Annotated in this window: 7 protein-coding genes; all 7 read right to left on the reverse strand. The window is 41.7% G+C overall.

From position 1 onward, the window contains the following. Positions 1–3: 3 nt before the first annotated feature. The gene (locus I2I33_RS06625) at positions 4–3681 is read right to left on the reverse strand and encodes a SusC/RagA family TonB-linked outer membrane protein (RefSeq protein WP_087421855.1); all 3678 of its coding nucleotides are present in this window, start codon (positions 3679–3681) and stop codon (positions 4–6) included. Between the two features lie 289 nt (positions 3682–3970). Beyond that, entirely contained in the window at positions 3971–5464 is a 1494-nt protein-coding gene (locus I2I33_RS06630) for a hypothetical protein (protein ID WP_087421854.1), read from the reverse strand. Between the two features lie 289 nt (positions 5465–5753). Then, complete coding sequence (locus tag I2I33_RS06635) at positions 5754–8126, reverse strand: S9 family peptidase (RefSeq protein ID WP_087421853.1); 2373 nt, start codon at positions 8124–8126, stop codon at positions 5754–5756. A 17-nt stretch (positions 8127–8143) separates the two neighbouring features. Then, entirely contained in the window at positions 8144–9286 is a 1143-nt protein-coding gene (locus I2I33_RS06640; protein WP_087421852.1) for a TlpA family protein disulfide reductase, read from the reverse strand. Between the two features lie 21 nt (positions 9287–9307). Further along, entirely contained in the window at positions 9308–10972 is a 1665-nt protein-coding gene (locus I2I33_RS06645; RefSeq protein WP_087421851.1) for a S8 family serine peptidase, read from the reverse strand. A 196-nt stretch (positions 10973–11168) separates the two neighbouring features. Beyond that, positions 11169–12323, reverse strand: coding sequence for a FecR family protein (locus I2I33_RS06650; RefSeq protein WP_087421850.1), 1155 nt, complete (start codon positions 12321–12323; stop codon positions 11169–11171). Positions 12324–12437: 114 nt separating this feature from the next. Continuing rightward, positions 12438–12995: an RNA polymerase sigma factor gene (locus I2I33_RS06655; protein WP_087421849.1), complete on the reverse strand. Its 558-nt coding sequence runs from the start codon at positions 12993–12995 to the stop codon at positions 12438–12440. Between the last annotated feature and the right edge of the window lie 301 nt (positions 12996–13296).

The following is a 13296-nucleotide window of genomic DNA, read 5'->3' on the forward strand; positions in this document are numbered from 1 at the left end:
CTTTTAAAATGCCACATTAACACTTATAGTATACGTTGCAGGTACCGCCACGTTAATTTTAGACGAAGAACCGGATTGCGAAGTTGGGTCCTGTCCTCTCAATTCCTTTGCACTCCACGTGAACAAATTCGTCCCCGAAAGAGAAACATAAAGTGAACTTACGTTTAAACGTTTACACACTTGGTCAGAAAACACGTAACGTAAATTCAAACTCTGCAATTTCAAATAATTTCCACTCACGACCCGAATATCCGAATAATTATACATCTCCCAGATATTCTCCGCAAATGCATACGGCTCACCATTCCACCATGGGGTTAATGTTTCCGTATAAGCCGATGCGGACAACAATCCCGGTATATTCGTGTGCTTTTCGTCCCCCGAAGTCTGCCACCGCTTCACCATCTCTTTTCTTAGATTCTGAATAGGCTCAACGGCAGCACTCGCCGCTTGTGGATCATACAATTTTAGTAAACGAATTTTGGAACCGATACTATATGCTAGATTAAAATTCAACACGAAACCGTTCCATTGGATTGTATTGTTAATACCTCCTTGTAAATAAGGTACTCGGCACCCGGAATATCTCATCACCTTCGTAAACACCTTTGATTTTGGCATATCCACGTAATCTGCAAAATACTCCTCTCCCACACGAGCAAAAGTAGGACGGCCATCCTTCTGACTCAACCCCGTAAACTCATAAGAATAGAACGAATTAAGCGGCTTACCCGACACGTGAGCAGAACCATTTAAAAAATCCATATACGTGTAATCATCGTGTAACGGGTCATATTTATCCGTCTCAAGCACTTTGTTAATTAACTTATTTACAACTTGCCCTAATTGCGGGTCAATCCGCCACGAAAATCCTTTACGATTGCCACCAACGGCAGTATTAATCGGGTTAATATTTAACGCCACTTCTAGCCCCTGATTTTCTACCGTACCCTCGTTTACCGCATAAGAAGAAACCCCATTCACCTGTGCAACCTTCTTATTTAAAAAAGCATCTGTCGTTTTTTTGTAATAATAGGAAAACGAGCCATTCACCTTGTTATTAAACAAAGAAAAATCAATACTTGCATTTAAATTCATCGTTTTCTCCCAAGCCAAATCCGGATTTGGGAATGATTTAATTGTCGATGAAAACTCCCCGAAAGCCCCATTCAACTCTCCTTTCGTCAACTGTAACTTCGGACTTTGAGTGGAATGTACCGTACCTTGATACCCAAAAGAAGCTTTCAACGCAAGATCATTCACCCAGTACACATCTTCCATTATATCCTGTTTCACATTCCAGCGGCCGGATACAGACCAGATCGGCAAAAACTTCTCCCGGGACCGATCTCCAAACTTATTGCTATAATCCACACGCATATTGGCATTCAAAATATACAGATTTTTATAACTATAATTTATTGCACCATAAGCAGAAACCCGATTACTCAAATTATCCTTCAACACTCCCCGGGCATTTTGATCTGTTGCAAGCCAATTTATATAAGTTTTATATTTCTCCGTATCTACATTCCCGACGAGTAAACCCCGTTCCGGCTGATAACAGCGAAAAGTTTTGTTCAACCCCGTGTAATTTGATGATGACAACTCCCCCCCTGCCATAATTTGTACCAGATGATCATGATTCTCATCCAAAAACAAATTATAATTCACCTGTACACGTGCCATATAATTTTTGTTCCGTGTCTCGTTCCGTTTCAACTCCCCACCGTAAGGCAAGAGTGTTGCCGTCATCCATGAAGAAGATTCATAACGCCCCGCAGGATCCTTAAAATCCTTTTTAGCCAAATTCAAACAATAAAATGTATCCTCTCCATGATAAACATCTTCATTCGTATTTGAAATGGCATAAGAAAATGTCGTACTCAACTTTAAATCATCCAAAATATTATAATCCAATTGAGTAGAAAAATTAAGTGAATTCTTATCAATATTCTGGTAAGAATTGTCACGCTCATTCAAAATATTAAACCAAGGTTTACCATATCCACCTTGTTTGGGATAGAAATACAATGACCCGTCCTCGTTATACAATGGCACGGCACGGCTGGCATTGTGGGCATAATCTGCCAATCCCACGTCCGAAGGGGTGTGTTCTTGCTCCTGAACGTTCCCCCCTAATTTGAACTGGGCTTTAAAACGATTAAAATTTAAAGATACACTCATATTAGCCGTGTAACGATCCCCGTTCTCTTTTCGTAACACACCATTCGAACGATTATACCCCACGGAAGCATAATACTTTGCATTAGAGGAACCACCCGAAAACGATAGCGTGTGATTATGTGAAAAAGCATCCCGGTAAATGGCATCCAACCAATCCATATTTAACGTTTCATAATACTCCGTGGCATCTTGGAATTCCTCGGGACTTAACAATCCGTTACGATAATCCTCGTAAGCTTTTTCATAACCGATCCACGTGTTTTTATTCGGATAAACCATCTGTTTTTCTAACAATTCTCTCGAAAACGCCACTCGTTCCGCTGAATTCATCACGTTCATAGTCCGGTCTGAATAACGAGGCCGGCGAGAATAAGTTCCACCGAAACTATATCTTACCATCGGGGGACCCACTTTACCTTGTTTCGTAGTAATCACGATCACACCGTTAGCCGCCCTCGTTCCGTACAAAGCTGTTGCGGAAGCATCCTTTAACACGTCGATTTGCTCTATATCCTCCGGATTCAATCCAGATATGGCATTACCCAACAAATTCACGAAGTCCAGATCATTCAACTGACTAGGATCCACGTTCACCGGTTCCTCTTGAATAATCCCGTCAATCACCCACAAAGGCTCCTGTGATCCCATCACCGTAGAAGTTCCCCGGATTCGTAAACGCGGAGTCGCACCCACTTGCCCTGAATTCTGCATAAAGATCATCCCCGGCACGTGTCCTTCCAACATTTGGTCCAACGTCCGCATCCCCGGAGCCATAATATCATCCATCTTGATCGTGGTCACGGAACTGGTTAACTGCCGCTTATCAATCTTCAAATAACCAGCATTCACAACCACTTCTTCCAATTCTTCCGTACTATCTGACAATTTAACATTCAACGTTTTTTGCCCCGTGTATTTTACCTCTTTCGTCTCCTTACCGATAAACGAGAAACACAACACGACATCATCCCCATCCGGTAGTATAATCGTATATTTACCATGAATATCTGTCGTCACCCCCTTTGACGTTCCCTTTACAATCACCGTCACTCCCGGTAATGTATCTTTTACATTCTGCCCGGTCACATACCCCGTAACGACTCTTTTCTGCTGTTGCTGCTGTTGGGCTGCGACCTTTCTTAAAATAATCAGATTACTCTCGATCGTGTAAGTCAATTCTGTCCCACTTAATGCAATATCAAGAACTTCACGAATGGTCTTATCCCGGACATCCATCGTGATCCCCGTGACGGATTCCACCTCCGCAGCAGAGTAAATAAACGAAAAACCCGACTTTTGTTTTAGTAAATCCATCACTTCGATTAAGGATTTATGCTCTACTCGTAAGTCCAATTTCATGTCTTGTGCTGCAACGTTTGCGAAAAGCGTGCTCACCGACACCATCAAAAAAACAATAATTAGTTTCATTGTCCTCACCAATTTGATCAATTCCGGATCGCCCCGGAACGAAGAAAACACATTCTTTTTTCCCATAAATTTATATTTGGTTCATTAAACACTAACACTTTCCACTCAAGGAACTCTGTTTACTGTTATCAAAACGAACGCCTTCGATTTTATGGGTACATAAAACTAGTTTTTTTATTTCGAAAAACAAATTTTCACAAACAGAAACTGCAACGAAAAAAGCCGGAATAGTGACATCCCGGCTCCTCTATAAAATTAATTACTTATAGTAACATCATATTACTTTCACAAATATACTCGTGGGATTTCAGAATTCCCTTTACGATAATTCTCCACTTTGTATCACTTATCATTGCTACCTCTCTTCCCACGTGCCGTATCGAGTCGCTATATCATGTAAATAAACAAATTCATTTGTAACCCCAACAGAAAATTTCTTTGATGTCACCTCATATACATTTCGAAGTGGCGGTTCAAATGCTCCTTTCAACGAAGTAGCCACGTGTGGATAAGCCATACCATTCTTCCCAATAAAACGGAAACGCAACTCTCGATTAAAAACTTCCGTCGCACCTCTAGGATTCCGACCTAAACATGCAGAAAAATTAGCCATAGGGATCGTGAAGTCAACCACGTAACTATTCCCTCCTGTATTCGTAAACATGGTTGAACTGACATACATGCCATAAGCATCCCAACCAGACTCGTAATTCTCGTCCTCATCCAAATCAACCCGCCACTTTTGAGGATATTCGTAAGTTCGCCACGGATCATCAAACAAAACGACTCCACTTAACTCTGCCATTGTCGAAAAAGAGCATCTTACATGTAAAGTATCGGCCTCCATCACTGAAAGTAGCGTGGATGTCACGGTAGCCGTATCAATTCCGGCCTTCGAAAGAATTTGTACCTCGTCTATCGTCACATCAAACGGATCGTAAGAATAATCATCATTAAACAACTGCGTCCCTTTCAAATACATGGCATCCCACACCATCAATCGTATTTTATCCGGTGTACCCGCAACAAAAGAACTACCGGAAATAATTCTACTGGTATATTTTAAACAATTATAAGACGGCAACATAAAAGTAGGTCCGGATGCTGCAGTATTCGATTTAGCTCCTTGTACTTCAGTCGATCCCATCAACGACAAAAACGGGGAGTCCAACCCAGAATTACTCTCCGGCACAAAACACGCTTGACAAAACGCTTTTAATATATATCCCAAATCATACAAAAAACTAGCCCTAGCCCGCGGTGAATCAAAATACTTAATCTTAAACCGATCCGTGTCACTCCCAGCAAATACCATTCCTTGATCCGCACTCGGGTAGTAATGTTTCACAAAACTTCCCTCGTACGCTGGCATGTACACCAAATAGTGATTACTCATCTTCAACTCCGGACGTTGATTAAAATAATCCAACACCTCTTGTGCCATCTCCGGAAGATTCTTCTCCTGCATATCAATACAATTCCGAGTACTTTTGATAAAATGAATCTTCACGAAATCCGGATTTACATCGTTCACCTCCAACCCAAATTTAAACTTATCGGCAGCCTCTCCCGAAAGATGCATATAGCGGTTAATATTCTCATAAAAATAATTCTGCATATGCAGAGTTATTCCCGATAGACGATAATGCCAATCATCAAATTCCATCATATCTGCCGGTACATAATACACCACGTTCAAGGTATATTTTCTCTGTGCAGTGTACGTCTCCCCTGGGGGTACAACGACCTCTTCACTTTCTGCATCTGCCTCTTTGTATACATCCGTGCAAGAAGAAATCACGAAAACGGATAATAAAACCCCTAACAAATATCCCACATTTTTTTTCATAATTCATTGGTTTATATTATTACGATAAAGTTACAATCTTCCTCTAAAACGAACAAAATAAAAAAACAGGGTACAACGATTGTAATTTTTATTCGATTTTTTAAAAAGGGGGCTGTCCCCAAAAGTCATTTTATTTCAAAAAACTCCTCCGTCACTAGTTCCGAAGACAGGGAGTATTTTCAGCTTTCCTTCTGTTTATAGAGGGAGTACCCCGAAGGGGGAGGGAGTTAAAAAAATGACTTTGGGAACAGCCCCTTTTAAAAAACACAAAAGAAACAACTATTATGACCTATTCCAATCGCATATAAGCATCAATCTCCTTAAACCTCTCCGACGAATAATCATCTAAAAGATATTTCCCGAAATGAAACCACATTTTTCGTCTAAAAAAATCCAGAGCCTTACCATGATATTTATGTCCCTGTCCCGGCAGAATAACCAAATCAAAATCTTTCCCGACTTTAATCAAGGCATCCACCATCCGGAACGTGTTTGCCGGATGCACGTTATCATCAGCATCCCCAGCTACCAACAGCAAATGTCCTTTCAGACGCTCCGCCAATTCAATATTCGTCGGGATGTTCGGTTTCTCAAATTCCACCTTCTCTATCGTCACCGTGGAATCCTTACCCGTCACCGGATTTTTCACCTTTCTCTTCTCGGCAACCACCTTTTCCTTTATCCCGTGATGAGTTTCACCCCACCAGATATTATAAATATTATTATCGTGATTCCCGGCAGAAGAAACAGCCGCCCGGTAAAAATCCGGGTAAGTACAAATTGCCGCGGTGGACATAAAACCACCCCCGGAATGTCCGAAAATACCCACCCGGGAACCATCGATAAAAGAATAACGATCGGCTAACTGTTCAATCCCGTACTTATCATCCTCCAAAGGATAATCACGCAAATTGCCATAACCATACGTGTGATACCAACGATCCCGCAAAGGGCTTCCTCCCCTATGCCCGAAAGTCACCACGATAAAACCCACCTGCGCCAACGCCGCATTATTAAAGCCCGTTACAACACTAAACTCCAAGGGAATCGCCTCGGTCTGGGGCCCCGGGTAAACATAGGAGATAATAGGGTACTGCCTCGTGGAATCAAAATCCGCGGGTTTCCACATATACCCATACAAATCCGTCACGTTATCAGCCGCTTTCACCGTGAACATCTCCGGCATCTTCCATCCCGTTTCATAAAGACGGCTCAAATCAGGCGACGCCAATTCCAGCACAACCTTCCCGTCCGTATTTCTCAACACGCTGCGGGGTGCCATGTCAGCCCGAGAATAATTATCTACGAAATAACGTCCTCCGGTCAAAAAATGCACCTTATGCGTTGCTTGCTCCGGAGTTAACAACTTCACCCCACCCTTTCCATCCAGACGCACTTTATGCAGACGGGCAAAATAAGGGAATCCTTCTTTCTCCTGACCGTATGCCTCAAAATAGAGAGTCTGTCTTGCAGTATCTATTTTCACGACCTTTCCGGCAGTCCATCCCCCTGAAGTTATCGCATTCTTCAAATTGCCATTTTTATCGTAACGGTAATAATGCCCGTGCCCCGTACGTTCCGACCACCAAACAATCTCTTCTCCTTCGTACAATAAATGTAATTTAAACAATTGATCATTAAAATATGGCTCACATTTTTCATGAATGACCACCTTTACCTCTCCGGTCTCTGGGATAACCCGACAAAACTCCATCTCGTCACACGTACGTTTTTTACGTAAGAAATAAAGATTTTTCGTCGGTCTCCCAGCTTTATAAACAGTCAAGGTCTGGTCTTTCCATTTTTCAACAGGTAACTCCACTTCTTTTTTTTGCTCCACGCTAAAAAGATGCAATTCATTTCTTTGCACGTGTTCATCTCCCGGCATGGCAAACTTGTACTCGTTCAAAGTTGGGCGCCCTTTGCCCAATGTGTTAACCAGATATAAAGACGCCATTCCACGTTTATCCTCCCGTTCCACATAAAAATGCTTGGAATCAGCCATCCACTCGACATTGGCAGTTACCATCTTACCGGTTGTATCCCGATTCTTCCCAGCATAAGAATAATTGGGAACCCCGTCTGTTGTTAATTGAATTTCCACGGAATCCTCGATGAAAAACAAATACAAATTATGATTCTTGGCGTAAACCGTGCAACAGCTATCTGGAGAATACGTCCCGATCCACTTGGTAGACTTGACCGAATTTTTTTTAACTTGCTCTTGTTTTTTCTTCTTTCCCTTGATAGAATCAACCGGCATCATCTGGTTAGAGCATAAATCATAAAAAAAATCTACTTTTTCAGACGTGAATCGCATCGTCTTGCCATCCTCATCTAGACGAAATCCCGATATTTTCAGATTCTTATAATTTATTGGCTTATGCGTTACCCGGCTAATCTCTCCTGCCACGTATTTCCGATCAAACCACTCTCGATGTATCCTAGCCCCAGGGTCCACGAAATAATAGCGAACTCCCTCCCCGGTCTCGTACTTATACCAAAATTTATCCGTCCCTTTCAAAGAATTCGGCACGATTGTGGTCGTGCCAACTAACGATTCCAAATTTAAAAAACGTTCGGCTTGTCTATAATTAGCTTTTTGCCCTGTTGCCGTAAAAACGAGACAACAAGGCAGAAACCATAGAAAAAATTTTATCATCACGTGCTACTTAATGATTATTTGTATTTAGCAATGATCTCCTGAATCTTTTTCGTAGTCAAATCAGTACAAAGTCCCTCCCAACGAACAATTCCCTTCGGATCGATCAATTGAACATACGATAAAACATGCAATTCCATCGTATTCCATATTTTCCCCTCTGGCTCACTAGCCAAATAATATTCTATCTTAGGCTCAATCTGGCGTAATCGATTAATGCCGTTTTTAGCACATCCTACCACGATCAGTTCATCGGCAAACTTTTTACTCCATTCATTCAATTTCGGAATCGCCTTCCGACAAGGACCACACATAAAGCTAAAAAAATCACGTAACACAAATTTCCCCTTCACATTCGGCTCCTTCGGGAACCATTCTTTCACGGGTAACTCTGGTGCCTTTTCCCCTAAAAACGGTTTTGCCCATGCTCTCTGCACACCCCCATCCTCGTAATCATATTTCGTAATTAAATTCTCGATAACCTCCGCGGTCAACTCATGTCCCGATAACACGGGATTCCCCTCCCAACGAACAATCCCACGTGTATCCAGCAATATAGCATGGGGGTAGCCTTTTATTTCGAATTTACCGATATACTCTTTCTTCGTGTCAATGGCACTATAATACTCGATCACGGGTTCTTTCATCGCACGCACTTGCTCTTCCTTGTTCAACGATACCCCGATCACCACCAATTTATCCTTGAATTGCTTGCTGAACCGGTTCAAATCGGGAATACTCTTCCGACAAGGACTGCAAGAAGGTCCCCAGAAATCAATCAACACGAACTTACCTTCCGTATCCGGCACTTCCGTCAACCATTTTTCAACCTTCAACTGCGGAGCTGCCCAGTTCAAATAAGATTTCGCCCACAATTGTTTCCCGTTATTACTCTCCATCGGACGATCCTCAGGACTCACTTTCTTAACCTGAATTTTAGGCTGATTGACAACCGACTTGTTCATGACCTGCACGTTACCGCCGATAGCTTTTACCAAATTTTGTAAATCCTCGGCGTTCTTGATTTCCACCTTGATCGTTTTACGAACCTGCCCGTTACCAAGCGTGTCAGTCTTCTCCACTTTAACATCCTGCGCCCGACCGTTATAAAACATACTTAACAAGGCAAATACTGCCACAATAACTTTCATTTTTTTCATACATCCCTTTTTTTAATCTGATTATCGATTGAACTTTTTCACGTACATTTTTTCCGCCAATTTCACCGCCTCCAACGCGTTCACAATACCTCCCGTGCGGCACAAACTATCAAAATCAACTTTTTCCCCATTCCCCGGGCAAGGAACCACGTCCCCCTTGCGGGAAGTAACTCCACCCAACACAGCCTCTTTCACCTCCTCTGCCGTCAATTCCGGGAAATAATTCCAAATCAAGGCAATCACTCCCGTCACGACCGGGGTTGCCATACTGGTACCACTCATAGCGCGATATTTAAACCGTTTATCGTAAATCGTGGAATAAACATTCACCCCGGGGGCAAACAGATCAACCTCTCTCTTTCCATAATTACTGGAAGAAGCAGGATTTCCATCCATATCAATAGACCCCACGGCAATCCAATTTTGTAGAGTTTTGTTTTTCGAAATATAACGATTCGGGTAAAAATCACGTACATCCAAAGACATCCCGTCATTTCCAGCCGCATGCACCAACAACACCCCTTTCTTCTCCGCGTATTTCATCGCAGCTATCATCCATTTATTATGATGAGAAAAAGGCTTTCCGAAACTCATATTTATAACCCGAGCCCCGTTATCAACGGCATAACGAATACACAAAGCCACTTCCTTATCATGCTCGTCTCCGTTTCCCGGTCCCACACGCACAAACATCAAATCGGCATCAGCCACACCATCAACCCCGATACCGTTATTCCGGGTTGCCCCAACAATTCCACCCACGTGCTGACCATGTACTGCACTCTCTGCCAGCAGATTATTATTACCATAGAAACGATCTTTTACATTTTCCGGATCATCCCCTAAAGTACCCCGATTTGCCAGCCCCGCAAAATAAGAATCTTTCAACTTTTCATAATCTGCTTTTACCTCTTCAAACACTTTATTTCTATTATTATAGAACTGCTCATCCCACACCAAACGATTCTTCCGCCGATAAAAACGTTTCAGGAAAAAATTATAAGCTGAAATTCTTTCCTCATTTGTTTCCCCTTCTTTCAGCAAAGGGACAAATTCCTTTATCTCGAAATTTTTACGCTTCGGATATTGTTTTTTTAATTCCCGATTAAACACCTCCACGTATTTCACGGCAGCTTCAGCCACCGCAATTTCCTGGTAAGCCTGACAAATAAACGAGAATTTACATACATCTTGAAAATAATCGTACTCCCTTCGCTCCTTGGAAGATAAAGAAGTTGTGTCCACGTTTTCATACCTCTCCCTCAACCGCATATATTCGTGATCCGCCATCGTGTACCCGATCTCCATCTGTTTCCCATCGGGCGTACCCAGAAAATTCCACCCATGTACGTCATCCACGTAACCATTCCCGTCATCATCAATCCCATTGCCCGGAATCTCTCCCGGATTTCGCCAAAGTACATCCTTCAAATCCTCGTGAGTAACATCCACGCCACCATCAACAATCCCCACGACAGTTCTCGCCTTCGGTTTTCGGTCCTTCAAATACTCGTAAGCCTGATTTACCCCGGCTCCATACACCCCATCCGTCTCGTACGAACGTAAATGCCACCCTTCAAAAGAGGCATTCTTTTTCCCTTCTGTCACCTTCACCTTTTGAGCCTGGACCTGGCAAAACATTCCCGATAACACCAGCACGCCCCAAATAATTTTACTTGTTCTCATACAGCAATTTACATTTAAATCCCCTGCAATTATCCTGCATAATCACAGGTTGCGACATTTCTAAATTTTAAAATAAAACGAATCAGTCGTGAAAATTGGGTACAAGAATTCCAATTACTTTCAAATTTTTCTCAAAAAAGTGACCGGGGAGAACGTCCCCGGTCACTTTTCCTTTAGTCCAAACGATACAATTTTTTTATTTCATCATTACATTAATCACGTTCCCTTTCACCCGGAATTCAACTTGCCCCGTTTTCTCGAATTTATCCAACAACTCGTTCATATCACTATATCGATCAATATTTGCGTAAAAACGAATATCCTTAGCCTCCTCGTTCACGTAAAACACGTAAACATCATACCACTTGCTCAGCCGGTTCAGAATATCTTCCAGACGCCTGTTCCGCACGTTCAATTTCCCACTCTTCCAATCAACAAATTCTGACACATCGACCTCTTTCGTTTCAAGCGTGTTATTCTTTTTATCCAACACGGCTTGATAATTCGGTTCCAAGATACAAGACTCTTCTCCCGCATTCACCTTTATCTTCCCCGACACTAAAGTAGCCTCGACATAATCTTCATCCGCGTAATCCCGAACATTAAACGACGTACCCAGAACTTCCACGTCCAGATTTGTCATTTCCACAACAAAAGGATGTGCCGTATCACGAGCAACCTCAAAATAGACCTCTCCCGAGGCCTTCACCACGCGTTTGGTCCCGTCAAAAGCCACGGGATATTCTATTTTCGAAAGAGCTCCCAAATAAACCCGGGTCCCGTCAGCAAGAGTTATCCCGTACTCTCCCCCCCTAGGAGTTTCTACCTTGTTCATCACTCTTCCCTTCAAAACGGTATCTTGATTCTTCTCGTAACTCAAAACAGAACCGGAATTAACAATTCTCACCGATGCCTCTTTCAACTCGTCCACGTTATTTTCCAATTCCACTTTCTCGCCGTTAGACAACCACAAAACAGCCTTGCTTCCCCCGGCAACAATAGTCTTCGTCTCTTCGGACGGAACTGAATTATCCCTTCCCATCCAAGTAGAAATCAGCACTCCCACCAACAAGCAAGCTGCCACCCCAGAAATAGCCCAGTAACGTAGCGTCCGTCTTTTCCGCCTTTTCTCTTTCTTCAACTGTTCGGCAAACTTACCCCATGACATATCTACATCTTGCTCCGTGATTTCCTTTACAAAACCATTTTCCTTATAAAATGTCTCCAGCTTATGAAAATAAATCTTATTTTCCTCACTTGTCTCAACCCATTCCCGAAAACGGATCTCTTCATCCGAAGATAATACTCCTTCCAGCTTACGTTCTATAATATCCCATTCAATTTGTTTCATAATTCACCTCCTCTCAAACCGGTACTAACCCGGTTTGCATAGTTCTTCTGTTGCTGAAAACGAACTCGATTCCATTTCGGGGTACAACAAAACGATATTTTTTTCATAAAATCTCTATTTTAACATCAAATGTATGAACGCAAGAAGAAAAATCAAATGGCTCTTAATATACTTATACGCACGCTTGATGTGCGTATGTACCGTACCTTCCGCTATATTCAAACGTTCCGCCACCTCCTTGTACTTCAACCCTTCCATGACACTCAATTCTAACACCTGCCTCTGCATATCCGGCAATTCTCCCAAAAGTTTTCTTACTTTAAGTTCTCGTTCTGATTCTTCTTCGCCATAAGGGAAATAAACCATAGCCTCTGACTCAATCAAATGTTTCTGATACTTATCCACGATATTCAGTTTACGATGATAATCCACACATAAATTCCGGGTCGATATAAACAAATAACGCTCCAAAGGTATATCACCGCGCATATCTTTTCCCTTATTCCATAATCCCAGAAAAACCTCTTGAACAATATCGTCAGCTAAAGCCTCATCCATTAAAAAATTACGGGCAAAAAGAAATAAACGTCTGTATATCTGCTTATACAATTTTTCAAAATGAGCAGAATAACTCTCATTTAACCATTTCACCGTATATAGTTCATTATCCATATATTAATAGCATTCACGCCCTTTTTGTTTTCATTTTGAACAAAAATCGCTCACGACTTAGGAACAAATATAGAAACTATATTTTTATAAAAAAACATTACAAAACAAGAAATCGAGTTTTCATACCCTATTCCAATGAAAATATGCTACTTACAACCTAATATCATCATATTTATATTATATCAACTCCTATTCATCTCCAATTCAACACTAATTTATTTAAAAGATGACATACAAATATAAGATTATAATAAAACGACTATTACCTCATAAATAGATTATAACACAATTTGAAATAAAT

Origin of the sequence: Butyricimonas sp. BSD2780061689_150309_C8 (assembly GCF_015560935.1) — a bacterium.
GTDB lineage: Bacteria > Bacteroidota > Bacteroidia > Bacteroidales > Marinifilaceae > Butyricimonas > Butyricimonas paravirosa.

What these genes read in the sequence shown, in the direction of transcription:
- I2I33_RS06655 (WP_087421849.1), bottom strand. Translation starts at nt 12,995, where the DNA reads ATGGATAATGAACTATATACGGTGAAATGGTTAAATGAGAGTTATTCT.
- I2I33_RS06645 (WP_087421851.1), bottom strand. Translation starts at nt 10,972, where the DNA reads ATGAGAACAAGTAAAATTATTTGGGGCGTGCTGGTGTTATCGGGAATG.
- I2I33_RS06640 (WP_087421852.1), bottom strand. Translation starts at nt 9,286, where the DNA reads ATGAAAAAAATGAAAGTTATTGTGGCAGTATTTGCCTTGTTAAGTATG.
- I2I33_RS06650 (WP_087421850.1), bottom strand. Translation starts at nt 12,323, where the DNA reads ATGAAACAAATTGAATGGGATATTATAGAACGTAAGCTGGAAGGAGTA.
- I2I33_RS06635 (WP_087421853.1), bottom strand. Translation starts at nt 8,126, where the DNA reads ATGATAAAATTTTTTCTATGGTTTCTGCCTTGTTGTCTCGTTTTTACG.
- I2I33_RS06630 (WP_087421854.1), bottom strand. Translation starts at nt 5,464, where the DNA reads ATGAAAAAAAATGTGGGATATTTGTTAGGGGTTTTATTATCCGTTTTC.
- I2I33_RS06625 (WP_087421855.1), bottom strand. Translation starts at nt 3,681, where the DNA reads ATGGGAAAAAAGAATGTGTTTTCTTCGTTCCGGGGCGATCCGGAATTG.